This window comes from Streptomyces sp. NBC_01304 (assembly GCF_035975855.1).
GTDB lineage: Bacteria > Actinomycetota > Actinomycetes > Streptomycetales > Streptomycetaceae > Streptomyces.
This window is the reverse complement of sequence record NZ_CP109055.1, coordinates 4,860,435-4,879,707: the sequence shown is the minus strand read 5'-3', so window position 1 is coordinate 4,879,707 and position 19,273 is coordinate 4,860,435. Positions and strand designations below refer to the sequence as shown.

General features: G+C 70.5%; 17 protein-coding genes. 9 read left to right on the top strand and 8 right to left on the bottom strand.

Annotated features, from left to right (window positions below):
* Positions 1–8: 8 nt before the first annotated feature.
* Together OG430_RS21410 and fahA are read right to left on the bottom strand one after the other, a co-directional pair.
* Positions 9–626 (bottom strand): Uma2 family endonuclease, encoded by a 618-nt coding sequence (locus OG430_RS21410; protein ID WP_327354162.1) that lies wholly within the window; start codon positions 624–626, stop codon positions 9–11.
* A gap of 127 nt (positions 627–753) precedes the next feature.
* Entirely contained in the window at positions 754–1,977 is a 1,224-nt protein-coding gene (gene fahA / locus OG430_RS21405; protein ID WP_327354161.1) for a fumarylacetoacetase, read from the bottom strand.
* Between the two features lie 216 nt (positions 1,978–2,193).
* Between fahA and OG430_RS21400 the strand changes: the two genes are divergently transcribed.
* From OG430_RS21400 to OG430_RS21390, 3 genes are all read left to right on the top strand, one after another.
* A complete protein-coding gene (locus OG430_RS21400) occupies positions 2,194–3,444 on the top strand; it encodes a carboxylate--amine ligase (protein WP_327354160.1) in 1,251 nt (416 codons plus the stop codon).
* A 63-nt stretch (positions 3,445–3,507) separates the two neighbouring features.
* Positions 3,508–4,704 (top strand): NAD(P)-binding domain-containing protein, encoded by a 1,197-nt coding sequence (locus tag OG430_RS21395; protein WP_327354159.1) that lies wholly within the window; start codon positions 3,508–3,510, stop codon positions 4,702–4,704.
* A gap of 197 nt (positions 4,705–4,901) precedes the next feature.
* Positions 4,902–5,714 carry an HAD family hydrolase gene (locus OG430_RS21390; protein ID WP_327354158.1) on the top strand — a complete coding sequence of 271 codons (813 nt, stop codon included), beginning with the start codon at positions 4,902–4,904 and terminating at the stop codon, positions 5,712–5,714.
* Between the two features lie 25 nt (positions 5,715–5,739).
* On the opposite strand, the gene OG430_RS21385 is transcribed toward OG430_RS21390, so the two are convergent.
* Positions 5,740–7,731 (bottom strand): CocE/NonD family hydrolase, encoded by a 1,992-nt coding sequence (locus OG430_RS21385; protein ID WP_327359176.1) that lies wholly within the window; start codon positions 7,729–7,731, stop codon positions 5,740–5,742.
* 30 nt (positions 7,732–7,761) lie between these two features.
* Positions 7,762–9,279, bottom strand: a complete 1,518-nt coding sequence (locus tag OG430_RS21380; RefSeq protein ID WP_327354157.1) for a peptide MFS transporter — start codon at positions 9,277–9,279, stop codon at positions 7,762–7,764.
* A gap of 210 nt (positions 9,280–9,489) precedes the next feature.
* Here OG430_RS21380 and OG430_RS21375 point away from each other — a divergent pair, with 210 nt between their 5' ends.
* The 5 genes from OG430_RS21375 (at position 9,490) to OG430_RS21355 (ending at position 15,264) form a co-directional block, all read left to right on the top strand.
* Positions 9,490–10,500 (top strand): polyprenyl synthetase family protein, encoded by a 1,011-nt coding sequence (locus OG430_RS21375; RefSeq protein ID WP_327354156.1) that lies wholly within the window; start codon positions 9,490–9,492, stop codon positions 10,498–10,500.
* Positions 10,501–10,645: 145 nt separating this feature from the next.
* Positions 10,646–11,674: a CHRD domain-containing protein gene (locus OG430_RS21370; RefSeq protein WP_327354155.1), complete on the top strand. Its 1,029-nt coding sequence runs from the start codon at positions 10,646–10,648 to the stop codon at positions 11,672–11,674.
* Between the two features lie 315 nt (positions 11,675–11,989).
* On the top strand, positions 11,990–13,351 hold the full coding sequence (locus tag OG430_RS21365) for a LolA family protein (RefSeq protein WP_327354154.1): 1,362 nt from the start codon (positions 11,990–11,992) through the stop codon (positions 13,349–13,351).
* A gap of 112 nt (positions 13,352–13,463) precedes the next feature.
* Positions 13,464–14,402, top strand: coding sequence for an ABC transporter ATP-binding protein (locus tag OG430_RS21360; RefSeq protein ID WP_327354153.1), 939 nt, complete (start codon positions 13,464–13,466; stop codon positions 14,400–14,402).
* Positions 14,389–15,264 carry an ABC transporter permease gene (locus OG430_RS21355; RefSeq protein ID WP_327354152.1) on the top strand — a complete coding sequence of 292 codons (876 nt, stop codon included), beginning with the start codon at positions 14,389–14,391 and terminating at the stop codon, positions 15,262–15,264. Before OG430_RS21360 ends, OG430_RS21355 begins: the two co-directional genes overlap by 14 nt.
* A 10-nt stretch (positions 15,265–15,274) precedes the next feature.
* Here the strand turns inward: OG430_RS21355 and OG430_RS21350 are convergent, their stop codons facing one another.
* From OG430_RS21350 to OG430_RS21335, 4 genes are all read right to left on the bottom strand, one after another.
* On the bottom strand, positions 15,275–15,793 hold the full coding sequence (locus OG430_RS21350) for a hypothetical protein (protein ID WP_327354151.1): 519 nt from the start codon (positions 15,791–15,793) through the stop codon (positions 15,275–15,277).
* Positions 15,794–15,828: 35 nt separating this feature from the next.
* Positions 15,829–16,380, bottom strand: coding sequence for a flavodoxin family protein (locus OG430_RS21345; protein ID WP_327354150.1), 552 nt, complete (start codon positions 16,378–16,380; stop codon positions 15,829–15,831).
* 103 nt (positions 16,381–16,483) lie between these two features.
* Complete coding sequence (locus OG430_RS21340) at positions 16,484–17,818, bottom strand: M28 family metallopeptidase (protein ID WP_327354149.1); 1,335 nt, start codon at positions 17,816–17,818, stop codon at positions 16,484–16,486.
* 248 nt (positions 17,819–18,066) lie between these two features.
* Positions 18,067–18,567, bottom strand: coding sequence for a VOC family protein (locus OG430_RS21335; protein ID WP_327354148.1), 501 nt, complete (start codon positions 18,565–18,567; stop codon positions 18,067–18,069).
* On the opposite strand from OG430_RS21335, the gene OG430_RS21330 reads away from it, so the two are divergent.
* Positions 18,566–19,210: a CGNR zinc finger domain-containing protein gene (locus tag OG430_RS21330; protein WP_442816531.1), complete on the top strand. Its 645-nt coding sequence runs from the start codon at positions 18,566–18,568 to the stop codon at positions 19,208–19,210. The genes OG430_RS21335 and OG430_RS21330 overlap by 2 nt on opposite strands.
* The last annotated feature ends 63 nt before the right edge of the window (positions 19,211–19,273 follow it).

Below are 19,273 nucleotides of genomic sequence, written 5' to 3'. Positions count from 1 at the left end.
GCCGGGTGCTACTCGGACTCCGGTGTCCGTCGCCGTGGAGTGATCCCGGCGAGGTCGAGGTCGAGGGTGAAGGGGACGGACACCTTCAGGCGGTCGTGGAAGATACCGGTCGGCGTGTAGGTCCCGGTGGCGGGTTCCAGCTCGAAGACGTACACCACGGCCCGTCCCTCGTCGGTCTCCACGCGCCAGTAGTGCCGGATCCCGGCGCGGGCGTATTTGAGGGGCTTGGTCTCGCGGTCTCGGGCCTTGGAGTCGGGCGAGACGACCTCGATGGCCAGCACCACGGACTCGGCGGGGAAGCGGGTCTGGTCGGCTCGTTCGACCACCTCGCCGTGCACCACGACGACGTCCGGCTCGGGGCGGTTCTGCCGGTCGATGTCGATGGTGAACTCACGGACGACTTCCAGGTCCGCTGGGGCGACCGACTCCAGCTGCCACTTGAAGAAGTCCACCGCGCGCGAATGAAAGAGGGTCTGCGGACTCACGAAGACGAGGCTCCCGTCGATCAGCTCCGTGTGCGGAGGCAGATTCGGAAGCCGGTCCAGGTCGTCGGCCGTCCAGCCGCCCAGAGGCGGGACCGGCCAGTGCGGGCCGGTTGCCTCGGGGGTCTCGGGTACGCCGCTCATCAGTACTCCCATGGGCTGGAGTCTCGCCGGTCCGTCCAGCGTATCGGGCGGGAACGGGGGAGGCGCCCCACGCACGTGTGAACGAATGGCGTGCCGTTGACATATGCGCGGGGCCCATCAGGCGAGGCTAGGCGCCGGGTGCGATCCGGCCGGTGACCTCGCCGAGTCCCACCCGGACACCATCCGGGCCGGGCGCCCAGGCGGTGAGCGTCACCTCGTCCCCGTCCTCCAGGAACGTCCGCTTGCCGTCCGGGAGTTCAAGGACGTCGCGCCCGCCCCAGGTGAGTTCGAGCAGCGAGCCGCGCTGGGCGTACTCCGGGCCGGAGACCGTGCCCGAGCCGAAGAGATCGCCGGTGCGCAGGGAGGCGCCGTTGACCGTCATATGGGCGAGCTGCTGGGCGGCCGTCCAGTACATGGTGGAGAAGGGGGGCTCGGAGACCACGTGGCCGTTGATGGCCACCGAGATGTGCAGGTCGTAGCCGGCCGGCTCGTCCTGGTCGGCGTCGTCCAGGTAGGGCAGGAGGGGAACGTCGCGGGCCGGGGGAGCGACGCGGGCCGCGTCCAGGGCCTCCAGCGGGGTGATCCACGCGGACACGGAGGTGGCGAAGGACTTCCCCAGGAACGGGCCGAGGGGCACCATCTCCCAGGCCTGCAGATCGCGGGCGGACCAGTCGTTGAGCAGCGTCAGGCCGAAGACGTGGTCGCGGAAGCCGGACAGGCCCACCGGGCGGCCCAGTTCGGAGGGCGCGCCGACGACGAAGCCGACCTCGGCCTCGATGTCCAGGCGCACCGAGGGGCCGTAGGACGGGACCTCGTCGGTGGGGGCCTTGCGCTGGCCCGCCGGGCGGATCACCTCGGTGCCGGAGACCACGACCGTGCCGGAGCGGCCGTGGTAACCGATCGGCAGGTGCTTCCAGTTGGGGGTCAGGGCGTCCATGTGCGGGCGGAAGATCTCGCCGCAGTTCCTGGCGTGGTTCTCGGAGGCGTAGAAGTCCACGTAGTCGGCGACCTCGAAGGGCAGGTGCAGTGTCACGTCCGACAGCGGGTGGAAGAACCGGGCCACCGTGTCCCGGTGGGCCGGCACGGTCACCCACGCCGTCAGCGCCCGGCGCACATCGCTCCAGGCCTGCCGGCCCGCGGCGAGCAGCGGGTTCAGCGTGGGCTGCGCGAGGAGGGAGGCGTACGGAGAGCCCAGGGCGTGCGCGGCCGCCCCCGCGTCCAGGACGTGCGAGCCGAGGCGGACGCCGACCGTGCGCCGGCCGGTGCCGGGAAGGGAGAACACGCCATAAGGGAGGTTGTGCGGGCCGAAGGGGTCGCCTTCGGGAAGGTCGAGCGGGGTGGGCTCGGGCATGGGACGCTGCCTCACTTTCCGATCTGTGGTTGCCCACACGTTACGTCGGAGATCGCGCCTTCGGCAGTGCCTAAAGAGTTAGCAATGGAGTGCCCAAGAGAGTGCGCATTGTCCGGAAAAGCCTTGCTGGAGTTGGGAATTCCGGCTTAGCGTCATTTTGGTGGATGCTGCGGGGCGGGATGTGTCCACAGGGGGCCGTAGGGGGGCTTGTTCACCTTGAAACGCTCAGCGAGCAGCCGCGCGCCACTCGCGGCGGACCGGACGGTGCCCGGCCTGATAGTGAAGATCGGGGACTATCCGCTGCACCACGGCGGAGTCGGCGCGATCCGTAGCCTGGGGCGGCTCGGCGTGCCCATGTACGCGATCACCGAGGACCGCTACACGCCCGCGGCGCTCTCCCGCTACCTCCACCGCGCCTTCTCCTGGCCGACCACCGGGACCGAAGAGCCGGCGGTGCTGCTCGACGGTCTGCGGCGGATAGGGCGGAGCATCGGCCGGCCCGCCGTGCTCATCCCGACCGACGAAGAAGCGGCCGTACTGATCGCCGAACACCAGGAGGAGCTCGAGGGCCACTTCCTTTTCCCCCGGACCGACCCGGAGTTACCGCGCCGGCTCGCCAGCAAGCAGGGGCTGCACGAGCTGTGTGTCGAGCACGGGGTGCCGTCTCCCGCGGCCGCGTTCCCGCAGTCGTACGAGGACGTCGAGGCCTTCGCCGCCGAGGCGCGCTTCCCCGTCGTGGCGAAGAACCGTGAGGCGTTCGTGCGCCGGAAACGGCCGGCGGTGCACGGCACCACATGCATCAGGACCCCGGACCACCTGCTCGGTCTGGCCCGGGGCTGGGGGGAGCGGCCGGGGGTGATCCTGCAGGAGTATCTGCCGCGCGAGCAGGCCGAGGACTGGATCGTGCACGCCTACTTCGACCAGGACTCGACGCCCCTGACCATGTTCACCGGTGTAAAAGTGCGCTCCTGGCCGCCGCACGCGGGCATGACGGCCCATGCGTATGTGGTCGACAACCCTGATCTCGCGCTGCTCGCCGCCCAGTTCATCAAGCGGATCGGCTTCAGCGGGATCATCGACCTCGATCTGCGCTTCGACCGGCGCGACGGGCAGTACAAGCTGCTCGACTTCAATCCGCGCATGGGCGCGCAGTTCCGGCTGTTCGAGAACGAGGCCGGGGTCGATGTGGTCCGGGCCCAGCATCTGCATCTGACCGGCCGCAAGGTCCCGGAGGCGGAGCAGCGGGCCGGGCACCGCTATGTCGTGGAGAACATCGACCTGCCCGCGCTGCTCGCCTACCGCCACAGCGGCTACACCACGCCGCACGCGCCCGCCCGCGCGAGCGGCACGGAGCTGGCGTGGCTGGCGGCGGACGACCTCAAGCCGTTCTTCACGATGCTGGCCCGCTTCGTACGGCCAGGGGTCAAGCATCTGTACCAGATGTGGCGGGAGCACAGACGTGTGTGACCCGGGTGGGGAAGAGGACCCACAGCGAAGCAGGGACAAGTCACGCCCTGGGGAGGGGACTTAGTGAGGCAACCGGTAGCAGTGATCGGGGCCGGCCCGTTCGGCCTGTCCACCGCGGCCCATCTGCGGGCCAGAGGGATCCCCGTGCGGATCTTCGGCGAGCTGATGGTGAGCTGGCGGGAGCGCATGCCCGGCGGCATGCTCCTCAAGTCGACTCCGGTCGCCTCGAACATCGACGCACCGCAGCGCGGCCACGACCTCGTCGACTACTGCGACGCGGCGGGCATCAAGCGGCTGGTGACGGACGAGGACATCGTTCCGGTCGAGACGTTCGTCGCGTACGGGGAGTGGTTCAAGGAGCGGCTCGTGCCCGACCTGGAGCGGATGCGGGTCGTGTCCGTCGACGGGCGCGCGGGCCGGGGCTTCGAGCTGAAGCTCGACTCGGGGGAGCAGTTCACGGCCCGTGCGGTGGTCGTGGCCAGCGGTCTGACCGGGTTCGCGCATCTGCCCGCCGAGCTGGCCGCGGCCGTGCCCGACGGACCCGCCCCCACCGGGCCAGTGTCGCACAGCTCGCACCACCCCGACCTGTCGCGCTTCGCGGGCCGCGAGCTGATCGTCGTCGGCGCCGGACAGTCGGCCCTGGAGAGCGCGGTGCTCGCGGGGGAGGCCGGGGCGCGGGTGCGGGTGGTGGCCCGGAGCGCGCCCGGCTTCGGCGGGCCGCCGTGGGACCAGCCGAGGCTGCGGCCCGAGTCGCCGTTCGGGCGGGCCTGGTCGCTGTATGCGATCAGCTATTACGCGAACCTGTACCGGGGCCTGCCCGCACCGGCCAGGCACTACCTGGCGAAGAACATCCTGGGCCCGCTCGGCGCCTGGTGGCTGCGCGAGCGGTTCGAGGGCAAGGTCGAGGTCAGCCGGGTCGAGCGGATATCGGGGGCCGCGGTGGACGGTGGGCGCCCCGCGCTCACCGTGCGGACGCGGGGCGGCCGCACGGAGGAGCTGACCGCCGACCACGTGATCGCCGCCACGGGCTACAAGGTCGACATCGGGGCCCTCGGTTTCCTCGGGGACGAGCTGCGCACCGAGCTCGCGGTGAGCCGGGGCACGCCCAGGCTCGGGGCGGGCTATGTCTCGTCGGTGCCGGGGCTCTACTTCACGGGTCTGCCGGCGGCGTCCTCGTACGGCCCGCTGATGCGCTTCGTGTGCGGCACCGAGTATGCCTCGCCGCGCTTGGTGAAGCACTTGGCGGCGGCGCACGGCTGAGCGGCGCAGGGCTGAGCGGCGCACGGCTGAGCGGGGCGGGGTGGCGACGCCCCGGTCCGGCTCGTCCCGGGCGCCCGCTCCCGCCCCGACGACGACGGAGGCCCGCCGAAGCCGGGGAAGTCCGAGAAACCCCTGCGCCACGGATGGACCAAAGTCCTTTTTTATGCACTTTGTTGGGGTCTCCGTATCCTGGACCCATGGCCACCCCACCTGCGTACTCTCTCGTCGCCACCGATCTGGACGGCACCCTCCTGAGGCACGGCGACACCGTCTCCGTACGCTCCCGAGCAGCCCTCGCCAGGGCGACAGCGGCGGGCGCGCAGCACATCGTGGTCACCGGCCGCCCGGTGCCCCAGGCCCGGCACCTGCTCCTCGAGCTCGACTACCGGGGCCTCGCGGTCTGCGGTCAGGGCGCGCAGGTCTACGACGCGGGGGCCAACGAGATGGTGAGTTCGCTCACCATGGACCGGGAGATCGCGGACGTCGCGCTCGGCAAGATCGAGGCCGAGGTCGGCGAGGTGTTCGCGGCGGTCAACCAGGACGGGATAGACGGCCTGATGCTCATCGAGCCGGGCTACGAGATGCCGCACCCCACGCTCCCCGCGGTCCGCGTGGGCAGCCGTGAGGCGCTCTGGTCCGAGCCGATCAACAAGGTCCTGATGCGGCACGCCAGCCTCACCGACGACGAACTGGCGGCCGCCGCCCGAGGCGCCGCCGACGGCCTGGTCACGGTCACGATGGCGGGCCCCGGCACGGTCGAGCTGCAGCCCCTCGGCATCAGCAAGGCGAGCGGCCTCGCCCTGGCCGCCGAGAGCCTGGGCCTCACGGCCGCCGAGACGATCACCTTCGGCGACATGCCGAACGACGTCCCGATGTTCCGGTGGGCGGCCTACGGAGTGGCGATGGCCAACGCCCACCACGAGCTGAAGGCCATCGCGGACGAGATCACCACGTCGAACGACGAGGACGGCGTGGCGGCGGTCCTGGAGCGCCTCTTCCCCGAGGCCTGACGAAGGCGAGCGAGCGGCGGCGGGTTCACCCCGCCGTGCGTGGGATGCGCCGCTCCCAGGTCCGGTGGAAGACCACCTCGTCGCCGTCGCGGCAGATCACTTCGTTCGAGGTGACGAACTCGGTGGCCCCGCAGGTGATTTCCGAGTGCGTCTCGACCCTCGCGTCCCAGCCCAGCTCCGGCCGGTGCAGCCGGATCGACCAGTCGGAGCGGGTGCGGGCGCTCAGTGGATCGGCCTCGTTGATCGTGTACGTCTCCAGGGCGTCCTCGGTGAACTCCAGGCCGTCGGGGTAGACGCGGGTCCCGCCGTAACGGGGGTCGACCTCGAGCCGCCACTCGCCCTTCGCCACATCGCGTACGACGAGACGCTCGGGGCGAGGTTCGTCGAGCGTCGCAGGGAAGACGACCCCCAGCCCCTCGGACTGCTCGGGCTCCTCGAACGAGATCTCCGGCTCATCCCCGGCGGCCCGCACCGGCAGCTCCACCGAACTCCCCGCCGGATCAAGGGAGAAGCCCGCCTGAGACCCGGCCCGGGGCCAGATCCACGGCCAGTACGCCGACGACACCGCGAGTCGGATCCGATGCCCGGCCGGAAAGGCGTGCCCGATCCCGTTGAGCTCGAAGGTCACGTCCTCGGTGGCCCCGGCCGGCCACGCCTCGGCCCGGTCCCGCCCGTTCCGTGCCGACAGATTGAGCACGCCCCGCGTGACCAGCGTCGACGACCCGTCGGGCGCCACGTCGCAGAGCCGCGCGACGGCCTGGCCGTACGGCACGTCCATCGTGAGCCGCAGCGTCACCCGAGGCCGCCCCAGGATCTCCACCCGATCCGGCACCTCGAACTCGAAGCACACCGACTTCGCGTCCTCGTCCCGCTGGTCCGGCGGCAGATCGCCGTCGTTGCCGAAGGGGAAGAAGCGGCCCGCGTCGAGCCCGGTGTGCTGCGGCGAGCGGACGAGTCGTGCGGGTCCCTGGAAGGCGTACGTCACCGGAGTGACCTGCGGTGAGGGCCACTTGGCATCGCCCACCCAGCGGCCTTCGAGGGAGGGGTAGACCGTGGCCGGCGGGTGCGACTCGCTGATCCAGGAGCGCAGCTTGGGGTCGTCCATGACCCCGGTCGGCTCGTCCTTCAGCCAGTGGTCCCACCAGCGCAGCGTCTCCTGCAGGAAGCCGATCGCGGGCCCCGGCGGCAGGCCGCGGTCCGGGTACTGGTGCGACCAGGGCCCGATCAACCCCCGTACCGGACCCGGCAGATGCTCGACGAGCCGCAGCACGGTGTCCCGGTACGGATCGTGCCAGCCGCCCACCGCGAGCACGGCGGCGGAGATCGCGGAGTAGTCCTCGCAGACGCTGCCGTGCCGCCAGTACGCGTCCCGGGTCTGGTGCTCCAGCCAGGTGTGGATGAAGGGGTCCACGGCCTGAAGGCGCTTCACCCACATGTCCCGCCAGTCGGTCCCCGCGAAGAACGGGTCCGGCGGCCGGGACACGAAGGCCAGCATCGTCGCCGCCCAGGCGTGCATGTCCACGGCGAGCACCGAACCGCCCATGTAGTGCACGTCGTTGTCGTAGCGGTCGTCCGTCGAGCAGACCGTCACCACGGCCTTCAGCGGCTCGGGCGCGAGCGCCGCGATCTGGAGGGAGTTGAAGCCGCCCCAGGAGATGCCGAACATGCCGACCTTGCCGCTGCACCAGGGCTGCTCCGCGAGCCAGTTGACGACCGCGACCCCGTCCGCGAGTTCCACCTCGGAGTACTCGTCGCCGGGCATCCCCTCGGAGTTGCCGTGCCCGCGCACGTCCACCCGCACCGAGGCGTAGCCGTGCCCCGCGTACCAGGGATGGCGCTGCCAGTCGCGCGGCGCCGTCCAGTCGGAGAGCCGGTACGGGAGGTATTCGAGCAGGGCGGGGACCGGCTCGTCGGTCAGCGGGCGCCAGATGCGCGCGTACAGCTGTGTCCCGTCGGGGAGCGGAACGCGGACGTCGTCATGCGTCGTCTCGTACGGGAAGTCGGTGCGGATGCGCAGGGGCATGGGGGACCAGCCTTGCTGAGGGGCTCAGTGAACGGGGTGCATGGTGCGGCGCAGCCAGGGCGCCGCCGCGATCACGGCGATGCCGACGGCGACCGCGATGGCGCCGTTGACGCCGAAGTAGGCGGGGTTGGAGACCTTGCCGTAGAGCTTCACGACCTGGGCCTGGATGCCGTTGGCGAGGGCCAGGGAGAGGAACCAGAGGGCCATGGTCTGGCTGGCGAAGGCCTTCGGCGCGAGCTTGGTGGTGGCCGACATTCCGGAGGTCTCCAGGAGGATGTCGCCGAGGCCCAGGAGGAAGTAGGAGCCGACGATCCACCAGGCCGCCATCTTGTACGTGTCCGAGCCGTGCCCCGAGGTCGGCAGGGCCATGAGGATGAAGGAGAGGCCGCCCAGGATCACCCCGAACGCGATCTTGTTGGAGGCGTGCGGCTGGCGCGGGCCCATCCGCGCCCAGACCGTGGCGACCACGGGGGCCAGGGCGACCTCGAAGGCGCCGAGGGCGGAGGCGTACCAGCTGGCCGGGAAGGTGAAGCCGAGGATCTCCGTGCGGGCGTTGGTCGACGCGAGCAGCATCATCGTCGAATACGCCTGGAAGAGGATGAAGTTGAAGGCCACGGAGGCCAGGAAGAGGACGACGTACGGACGCAGCCGTCCGCGTTCCTCGGCCGTCACGCGGGGACTTCTGAACATCACCGCGAAGTAGACGACGGGCGCGATCACCGAGATGAGGGTGAGCAGGTCCACGAAGCGGTCCATGGTCAGCCAGCCCGCGGCCGCCAGGATCCCGGCCACCAGCGCGAAGGCGAGCACCCCGGCCACCAGGTACAGGACGGCCCGGCGCATCGACTCCGGCGGCAGCGCGAACTCGGCTGCGGCCTTGCGCCCGGCGAGGTGGCGGCGCCCGGCGACGTACTGGATGAGACCGAAGGTCATGCCGATCGCGGCCGCCGAGAAGCCCCAGTGCCAGCCCTTGTGGTCGCCCAGCCAGCCGGTGATCAGCGGGCCGAGGAAGGCGCCGATGTTGATGCCCATGTAGTAGAGCGCGAATCCGGCGTCGCGGCGCTCGTCCTCGGTGCGGTAGAGCTTGCCGACCATGTTGGCGACGTTGGGCTTGAGCAGGCCGGTGCCGGCGCTGATCAGGCCGAGGCCGACCCAGGTCATGGCGTTGGTGGGGATCGCCATCGCGTAGTGGCCGCAGGCGATGAGGATGCCGCCCCACAGGACCGCGCGGTACGAGCCGAGGATCCGGTCCGCCAGCCAGCCGCCGGCCACCGAGACGAGATAGACGAGGGTGCCGTACGCCGCCGAGACCGAGGCCGCGGTGCCGGCGTCCATGCCCATGCCGCCATTGGCGACCTTGTCGGCGAAGTAGAGGACCAGGATCGCCTGCATGCCGAGGAACGAGAAGCGCTCCCAGACCTCGAGCCCGGAGAGCGTGACCAGGCCGCGGGGCTGCCCGAAGAAGGCCCGGTCGTCGCCGGGCGGGGGCCCGGTGGGTGTCGCCTGGGGCGTGGTTCGGGACAAAGGTCTGGCTCCGGTCATCAGTGGACGTATCCGTACTTATGCCTGATCACGAACATACCGGCGCTGATCGGAGGCCGCCCGGCCTGGTGCGGCAGGTGCTGGACGTGATCGAAACACGACCGGATACGCTGACTTGAGTGATGGCAGCGACACATCGACAAACCGCGTCATCGAGCTAGCGATGTGCGTGACCGGACTTGTGTTCGTCAGCAGACAGGAGAACTCCTCGTGACCGTCGTCGGGCCGTTCGGGCTGAGCGTGCGGGACCAGGCCCTCGAAGCCGATGTCCAGGCCGGGTTGGCTGCTGTCGAGGAGGGTCTCCTCGATGCCACCAAGAGCGAGGTCCCCTTCATCACCGAAGCCGCGCAGCACCTGGTGCGGGCGGGCGGGAAGCGGTTCAGGCCGTTGCTTGTCATGCTCGCCGCGCAATTCGGTGACCCCCATGCGCCGGGTGTGGTGCCCTCGGCCGTGGTGGTCGAGCTGACCCACCTCGCGACGCTGTACCACGACGACGTGATGGACGAGGCGGACGTACGCCGCGGAGTGCCGAGCGCCAACACCCGCTGGGGCAACTCGGTGGCCGTCCTGACCGGCGACTTCCTCTTCGCCCGCGCCTCGCACATCCTGGCCGACCTCGGCCCGGAGGCCGTCCGCATCCAGGCCGAGTCCTTCGAGCGCCTGGTCACCGGGCAGATCCTGGAGACCGCGGGCCCGCGCGACGGGCGCGACCCGGTCGAGCACTACCTCGACGTGATCGCCGGCAAGACCGGCTCGCTGATCGCCGTCTCGGGGCGGTTCGGCGCGATGATGTCGGGCGCCGACGAGACCGTCGTGGACGTGCTCACGCAGTACGGCGAGCGGCTCGGCACCGCCTTCCAGCTGGCGGACGACGTCCTGGACATCGCCTCCGACTCCCATGAGTCCGGCAAGACCCCGGGCACCGACCTGCGCGAGGGCATCCCCACGCTGCCGGTGCTGCATCTGCGGGCGCAGGCCGCGCAGTACGGGCGCCCGGACGACCTGGCCCTGTGCGACCTGCTCGCGAGCGACCTCACGGACGACGCCCGGCACGCGGAGGCGCTGGCCCGGCTCCGCGTCCACCCGGCCCTCGAGCAGGCCCGACGGGACACCGTGCGGTACGCGGAGGAGGCACGGGCCGTGCTCGCGCCGCTGCCGGAGTGCGACGCGAAGGTGTCCCTGGTGGAGCTGTGCGACGCGGTGGTGCATCGGGCGGGCTGAGCCCCTCCGGACCCTCGGCCGAGAGAGGCCGGGGGTGTGACCCAGGTCACACATTTGGATTGAGTCCAGGCAAGGACCGGGTCCGTACTCATGCCCAGAAGCTGACGCAGGGGGCGTTGGCTGGGATACGGGGAGCCATCCGGTCATGAGTGCATTTATCAACCGCATCAACCGTCGTCGTTCCGTCCTCATCGGTACCGTCGCGGTCGCCGCGGCAGCGGGCATCGCCGTGGCGGTCGTCCCGGCCGGCGCCGACGGCAACCCCGGCGCCGCGAGCAAGGGGACCAGCGGCCACGCGGGCCATGGCGCCGGGGACGGCATCGGCGTACAGAGCGGGCAGGGCACGCTCACGGGCGGCAAGGGTGCGATCTTCGCGGCCAGTCTCAACGGCGCCAACGAGGTGCCGGTGCAGGGCGGTCCGGCCGTCGGCGACAAGGACGGCGCCGCACTGCAGTTCATCAAGGTCAGCGGCGACAAGGTGTCCTTCGCGGTGAAGTGGCGGGGCGTCGCCAAGCCCACCGCGCTCCACATCCACCAGGGCCTCAAGGGCGCCAACGGCGGCATCAAGGTCGACTTCACCAAGCTGCTCGCGGGCGCCAAGGGACACCGCGCCACCGGCACGGTCACCGTCTCCGACGCCGCGCTGCTGCAGCAGCTCAAGGACAACCCGAACAGCTTCTACGCCAACCTCCACACGGCCGAGTTCCCGGGCGGCGCGGTCCGCGGCCAGCTGCACAAGGTCAGCGATCCCTTCGACTTCCGGCGGGCGTTGCAGAACTTCCAGGCCTCGGTGGTCAAGGGCAAGCAGATCTACGAGTGCAAGAAGGGCGACGACGGGAAGTTCTCGTTCCAGCAGCGCGATGTGCGGGCCGTGCTGGCCGGCGACATCGCCCACTCCTTCGTCGCGCCCAACTCCGGTACGCCGCAGTGGATCGTGCCGGACCGCAGCGCCGTCACCGGCAAGCTGATCTCCAAGACCGCGAACGGCGATGCCAACATCGCCGAACTCGACCTGGCGGCAACGCAGTCGGGCAAGAAGCACGGGCTGCTCGCGGGCACGGCCGAGATCCTGCGGCTGAACACGGTGGGCGGCGTGGCCCCGGTCGGCAGCTGCTCGCCCGGCGCGATCGTGGGCGTGCCCTACCAGGCTGACTACGTCTTCATTCAGCGCTGAGCGTCTGCGGGGCCCGGTTCGTCGGGCTTCATGCGGCTCTCCGGCTTCATCCGGTGCTGAGCACCCCTGAGTTCCGGCGCCGAGCACCCCTGAGTTCCGGCGGCGCCTCCCCCTACCCGACGGGGGAGGCGCCGCCTTCTCATGTCATCCCGCGGGAGTACGTGGAGTTGAGCCCGGGGTCTGACGCTTCTGCGTGGCCGATTTGGTCGGATAGAGGCAAGCAGACAACACCACTCCTGACCTATTCGGGTGAGAATGGCGGCGCGGGGTGGACGCATGGAGACAGCCGCCGCCGACCACGGAGGTAGGGCACACATGGCACCGTACGGACCTGACGCACCGATCGAAGAGACCGACGACCTGAGCGACGACCAGCCCGGCCGCCGCAAGGCCGCCCGCTACCTCGTCCCGGTCGCGGTGGCAGGTGTGGCGGCGGCGACCATCGGGCTCGTCCCGGCGCTCGCCAGCAGCGGCGACCCCGATCTGCCGGACATCACCGCACAGCAGCTCATCGAGAAGATCGCCGCGTCGGACGCACAGCAGCTGTCCGGCAACTTCAAGATCAGCACGGATCTGGGCCTGCCCTCGCTCGGCGGGCTCGGCGGCGGCTCGTCCTTCGCGCCGGGCGGCGACGAGGGCAAGGGCAAGGGCGGCGGCGCGGCCGATCCGCAGTCCAAGCTCCTGGAGCTCGCGTCCGGCGACCACAACCTGCGGATCGCGGTAGATGGCCCCGACAAGCAGAAGCTGTCCATCCTGGACAAGGCGTCGGAGTACAGCGTCATTCACAACGGCGCGGATGTGTGGGCGTACGACAGCGCCTCCAACACGGCGTTCCACGCGAAGGACGACCAGGCGGGCAAGGGCAAGGACAAGGGCGACCACGAGGGTGCGGGCAAGGCCCCGGCCACGCCCAAGGAGCTGGCCGACGAGGCGCTCAAGGCGGTCGGCGACTCCACCTCGGTGACGGTCGACGGCACGGCGCGGATCGCGGGCCGGGACGCCTATCAGCTGCTGATCAAGCCCAAGGGCGCCGACGCGGCCAAGTCGACGATCGGGTCCATCCGTATCTCGGCGGACGCGGACAACGGCGTACCGCTGAAGTTCCAGCTCAACGCGAGCAGCGGCGGCAAGGCCGTGATCGACGCCGGGTTCACGAAGGTCGACTTCGGCAAGCCGGCCGCGTCGACCTTCGACTTCAAGCCCGCCAAGGGCATGGAGGTCACGGAGGCGGACGAGCTGGCGAAGCAGGGGCCGGGCGGCGCCGACCTGCCGAAGGACTTCCCGAAGGACCTGCCCAAGGACCTCCAGAAGGAACTCCCGAAGGATCTGCCGAAGGACCTCGGCAAGGACTTCAAGGACTTCGACAAGGACTTCGGCAAGGGTGACCTCGGCAAGGGCGCCGACGGCCTCGACGGTCTGAACGTGATCGGCGAGGGCTGGGGCTCCATCGCCACCTTCGACACGGGCGAGGGCCTGCCCTCCGCCGACTCCGGTGAACTGCCGCCGGAGGCAGGCAAGTTGCTCGACTCGTTCGGGGGCAAGGTGAACGGCAAGTTCGGCTCGGGCCGGGTCTTCTCGACCAAGCTGATCAACGCGCTGATCACGGACGACGGCAAGGTGTACGTCGGCGCGGTCACGAAGGAAGCGCTGGTGGACGCGGCCAACTCGGCCAAGTGAGCCAGTAGTTGGACCAGCTGGACCAGTTCGACCAGCATGACGAGTTCGACAAGCTCCGCCCCGCCGGCCCGAGCCGGCGGGGCGGAGCCGCCGTACGACGACGGGGGACCGTATGGATGGCCCAGTGATCGAAACGCAGCGCCTGACCAAGCGCTTCCGCGGCGGTCAGCTCGCCGTGGACCACCTCGACCTCACCGTCCCCGGCGGCAGCGTCTTCGGCTTCCTGGGCCCCAACGGCTCCGGCAAGACGACCACCATCCGGATGCTGATGGGCCTGATCGAGCCGACTTCCGGCGCGGCCCGCCTCCTGGGGGAGCGCATGCCGCGCGCCGCCCGTACGGTGCTGCCGCAGGTGGGCGCGCTGATCGAGGGGCCCGCGCTGTACGGCTTCCTGAACGGCCGGGACAACCTTCTTCGCTTCGACTCCGCGGACCCGGCGGCCGACCCCCGCACCCGTAAGGCCCGCGTCGCCGAGGCGCTCGACCGGGTCGGCCTGACCGCCGCGGCTGGCAAGAAGGCGAAGGCGTACTCACTGGGCATGAAGCAGCGCCTCGGTCTCGCCGCGGCGCTGCTCCAGCCCCGCCGTCTGCTGGTCCTCGACGAGCCGACCAACGGCCTCGACCCGCAGGGCATGCGGGAAATCCGCACCCTGATCCGGGAGTTGGCGGGCGACGGCACCACGGTCTTCCTCTCCTCGCACCTCCTCGACGAGATCGAGCAGGTCTGCACGCACGCCGCCGTCATGGCCCGTGGCCGGCTGATCACCCAGGGCCCGGTCGCGGACCTCGCGTCGACCGCCCGTGGCCGGCTCGCCGTCACCACACCCGATCCGGCCGACGCGGCCCGCGTACTGAAGGAACACGGCGTGACGGACCTGACGGTCACGGACGACCGGGTGACGGGCGAGCCCCCGGCCGCCGCCGAACTCGCCGACATCAACACGGCGTTGGTCCGCGCCGACATCCGCGTCCGTGGCTTCGGCCTGGAACGGGCCTCGCTTGAGGACGCCTTCGTGGAGCTGACCGGGGAGGGCTTCGATGTCGCGGGCTGAGGCACTGGAGGTCTCGCCCCCGCGGATCTGGGCCCTCGGCCTCTTCCGTTCCGAGCTGACGACGACCTTCCGGCGCTGGCGCACCCTCGCGCTGCTCGGGGTGCTCGCGGCCGTGCCGGTCCTCATCGGCATCGCGGTGAAGATCGAGACGAGCGACGGGGGCAGCGTCGGGGCGGGCGGCGGCGAGGGCGGCCCGGCGTTCATCGCGCAGATCACCAACAACGGCCTCTTCCTGGTCTTCACGGCCCTCGCCGCGACCCTGCCCTTCTTCCTGCCGATGGCCATCGGGGTGATCGCGGGCGACGGCATCGCGGGCGAGGCGAGCGCGGGCACCCTGCGCTATCTCCTCGTCGCGCCCGCCGGCCGCACCCGGCTGCTTCTCGCCAAGTACGCGACCACGCTGGCCTTCTGCCTGGTCGCGACCCTCACCGTCGCGGCCTCGGCGCTCGCGGTCGGGGCCCTGCTCTTTCCGCTCGGCGAGCTCACCACGATCTCCGGGACCCGGATCAGCCTCGCGGACGGGCTGTGGCGGGCCCTGCTGATCGCCCTGGTCGTCGCCGCCTCACTGATCGGGGTCGCGGCGCTCGGCCTCTTCGTCTCGACGCTGACGAACAGCGGGATCGCGGCCATGGCGACGACCGTGGGCCTGCTGATCACCGTGCAGATCCTGGACTCGATCCCGCAGCTCGACGCGCTCCACCCGTACCTCTTCTCGCACCACTGGCTGTCCTTCGCGGACCTGATGCGGGACCCGGTCTACTGGGACGACCTGCTGAAGAACCTGCAGGTGCAGGGGTGGTACGCGGCGCTGTTCGGGGCGGGGGCGTGGGCTCGGTTCGGGGCGAAGGACATCAACGCGTAGACCTGGCCGGTCAGTTCCGCTTGCCCACGCGATAGGCGGTGGCCGCATCCGTGCCCTCGGCGGGGGTGAAGGAGACGGAGAGTTCGGGGGAGTCGACCGTTACTTCCAGGAAGTGCTGCCTGGGGCCCTCGGCACAGTCCAAACGCTCGGAGGCCTTCGACTTGCCGGACGTGACCTTGGCGGTCACCGTGCCCTTGCCCGCGCAGGTGACCTCGATGAGCAGGCGGTCGCCGCGCACGGTCTGGTCGGTCATCGTGTCGCGGTGCGGCACGTCGGCCGGACCCGCGCCCGCGGCGACGAAGTCGCCGTTGCTGTCGTCGTCTTCGTCGCTGAGTGTGGCCTGCGCGGCCTCGATCAGCTTCTTCATCCGAGGCGGCAGGCCGCTCTCGGACGGCTTGGGCTTCGGCTTCGGCGTCGCAGACGTGCCCGAACTCGGCTCCGCCGCCTGCCCGGCACCGCCCGAGTCCGTGCAACCGCCGGCCCCCGCAAGGGCTCCCACGGCGAAGAGTGCCGAAACTGCCGTGGTCATGGCTCTGTTCATGTGCGACCCCCGTTGCCGGACCCTCACCGTACGAAGAACTCCTTCGCCCGGCTCAGCGCCTCCGTGTCCAGCAGTACACCATCCGGCCTGCTCCCGTTCCCGAACAGCACCCCGCCGAACTCCATCCCCATGTACGCGGCCGTGTTCCGCAACGTACCGACCAGCGGATCCGCCACCGTCACGTCCTCCTCCGCGAGCACCGTCACGCCCCACAGCCGCCGGCCGCCCATCCGCTGCTTGAAGTCGGCCTCGCGTACCCGCAGCCAGCCCGACCAGTGGTCCAGATAGCGCTTGGTGGAGGCCGACACGGAGTACCAGTACAGCGGCGAGACCAGCACCACGTCCGTCGCGTCGAGCGTCGCGTCGAGGAGCGTGGCGGCGTCCCCGGTCGGCGGCGCGTGCACGGCGCCGGGGTCGTGCCGCCGGTCCTGGAAGTCGGGCAGGGCGAGCTCTTCGAGGTCGAGCCAGGTCTGGTGGACGTCGGCGGGCAGCTGCTCGGCGGCCCTGCGGGCGAGCAGCTCGGTGTTGCCGCCGCGGCGACTGCTGCCGAGCACGAACAGGAACTTGCGGGACATCGGACCCCCCAGGTCTACGGCATACGTACGTCAGCGTGCGCCCGCACCATGCGGACGCACGCTGACAACAGTCGCCGAACTGCTTCTCTTCCCTGGAATGTTGCTAGAAGGTCAACTTCCAGCTGTTGATGTAGCCGGTGTCCTGCGCCGCCACATCCTGCACGCGCAGCTTCCACGTGCCGTTGCCCGGCTCGCTCGACGCGTTGACGGTGTACGTCGCCACGACGTCGTCCGCCGAGTCGTTGCCGCTGGAGTTCTTCAGGCGGTACGCCGTCCCGTCCGGGGCCAGCAGATCGATGACCAGGTCGCCCCGCCAGGTGTGCTTGATGTCGACGCCGACCTTGAGCGTGGCCGGGGCGTTCCCGGTGCGGCCGGTGACGCTGATGGAGGAGGTCACGGCGGCGCCGTTGTCCGGGATGGTGACGTCGGCGGTGTTCTCGTAGACGTCACCGGGCGGGATGGAGGCCTCGGTGCCGAGGGTCCAGACGGCGTGCGCGATCGCGTCGCTGTTGCGGTCGAGCGCCGTGTCGTTGATGTTCGACGTGTTGTCGCACGACGAGTGGTAGCAGCGGTCGAAGGGCTGCCCGGCCGTGCCGCCCCACTTCTGGGCCTGGGCCGCGGTCTTGGTGTAGTCCGCGCCGGTGAAGAGGCCGCCGACGGGTATCCCGACGTTCTTGAACGGGGCGTGGTCGGAGCGGCCGTCGCCCTCGGTCTCGATCTCGGTCGGGACGTTCAGGCCCGTGAAGTAGTCCTTGAAGGTCTTCTCGATCGTCGGGTCGTCGTCGTAGACGAAGTAGCCCGGGTTGGGCGAGCCGATCATGTCGAAGTTCATGTAGCCGTAGAGCTTCGAACGCTCGGCGGACGGCAGGTTGTTGACGTAGTACTTCGACCCGACCAGACCCAGCTCCTCGGCGCCCCACCAGGCGAACCGCAGATGCTTGGTCGGCTTCAGCTGTGCCCGGGACACGGCGAGCGCGGTCTCCAGGACGCCGGCCGAACCCGAGCCGTTGTCGTTGATGCCGGCGCCCGCGGAGACGCTGTCGAGGTGCGAGCCGGCCATCAGGACGGAGTTCGGGTCGCCGCCCGGCCAGTCGGCTATGAGGTTGTAGCCGGTGGCGCCGCTGGAGGTGAACTGCTGGACGGTGGTGGTGAATCCGGCCGCGTCCAGCTTGCCCTTCACATAGTCGAGCGAGGCCTTGTAGCCGGCCCGGCCGTGCGCGCGGTTGCCGCCGTTGGCGGAGGCGATGGAGCCGAACTGCGTGAGGTGCGCCTTGACGTTGGCGAGCGGGATGTCGGGCGCGGCGAGGACGCCGGGCGCTGCGGCGGGAGCCGGGGCGGCGCCGGCCGAAGGGGCGACGGAGGCAAGCAGCCCGGTCACGGCGACGACGGCACAGGCCGCCAGTCTTCGCGAGGTACGGGCGGGGACGGAGAGCTTCATGTGGGGCTCCGAGTTCGGATTCCGTACAGGACGAGGAACGGAACGTACGAGACGCCCTGCGGTTCAAGTGACCGCAGGGCGCTGGAGCTGTGCTTGCTGTGCCTGATGCGTGCCCGCATGGTGGTGCGGAGTTTGACTACCCGTCAAGAGCAGGAATCGGACAGGAGTGTTCGTATAGCGGAGTCCGGTCCAAGGTCCGCCGAAAATAGAGGAGTTGGGGTCGCGCCCGCGGCGGTTGGGGGTCGCGCCTACTGCACGCAGAACTCGTTCCCCTCGGGGTCGGCCATCGTCACCCACTGCCCCGACGGCTCGTTCACCCGGTACAGCACGGTCGCGCCGAGCCCTTCGAGCCGGCTCACCTCGGCGTCCCGCCGTTCGGGCCCGAAGTGCAGATCCAGGTGGAGCCGGTTCTTGCCCGACTTCTTCTCCGGTACGCGCTGGAACAGCACCCGCCGCCCGAGCCCGGTCCCGCTGTTCTCCTCGTACGGATCCGCCGGGTGCCGCACCGCGATCAGGTCCCGGAAGGCGCGGCGGCCGTGGTGCTCGACGGTGATCTCGGGCGGGATGACGCCGTTGCCCAGGAGCTGCTCGACCAGGGCGCTGTTGTCCTCGACCGCGTAGCCGAGGGCGCCGGCCCAGAAGTCGGCCTGGGTGTGCGGATCGGTGGCGTCCACGACGATCTTCCACTGCACGGGATCCACGGGCGGTACGGGATCTGCGTCTGCGGGCTGCGCGGGATGCTGGGTCATGCTAACCAGTTATAGTGGTTACGTGCTGACGCCTGCAAGAGACGAGCCGGTGGGTCTCGTCCTCACCGCCCGTGAGGGCCGCACCTTCCACTTCGACCCGGGCGCCCTGTGTCTGGAGCTGCTTCCGACGGGCGGTTCGGAGCGCTACCCGGACTTCGAGGTGCTGAGCGAGCCCGCCGACCTGGTGCGCTGGGCGGCCGGAAGCAGACTCGCCCCCGGCCTCGAACCAGCCGTCGACCAGCGCGAGTTGGCGGCCGCACACGCGCTGCGCGCCGCCCTCTGGCCGCTCGCCGTGGACCGCGCCCACGGCCGCGCGCCGAGCCCCGCGGACCTGGACGTGGTCAACGCGACCGCCGCCGAACCCCCGCTCGCGGCCCGTATCGCGGCGGACGGCACCCGCACCTGGGGGCCGGGAGCGACCGGCACCCAGCTCCTGTCGACCGTCGCCCGCGACGCCGTGGACCTGTTCACCGGCCCCTTCGCCCACCGCATCCGCGAATGCGAGGCACACAACTGCGCCCTGGTCTTCGTCGACACCTCGCGCCCGGGCCGCCGCCGCTGGTGCTCGATGGAACGCTGCGGCAACCGCCAGAAGGCGAAGGCCCACCGGGCCCGGCACGCGGAGTCCGAGGACACGCCCTAGGGCTGAAGCCGAGGACACGTCCCGAGGCCGAAACCGAGAGCACGCCCTAGGGGCCGACTCAGG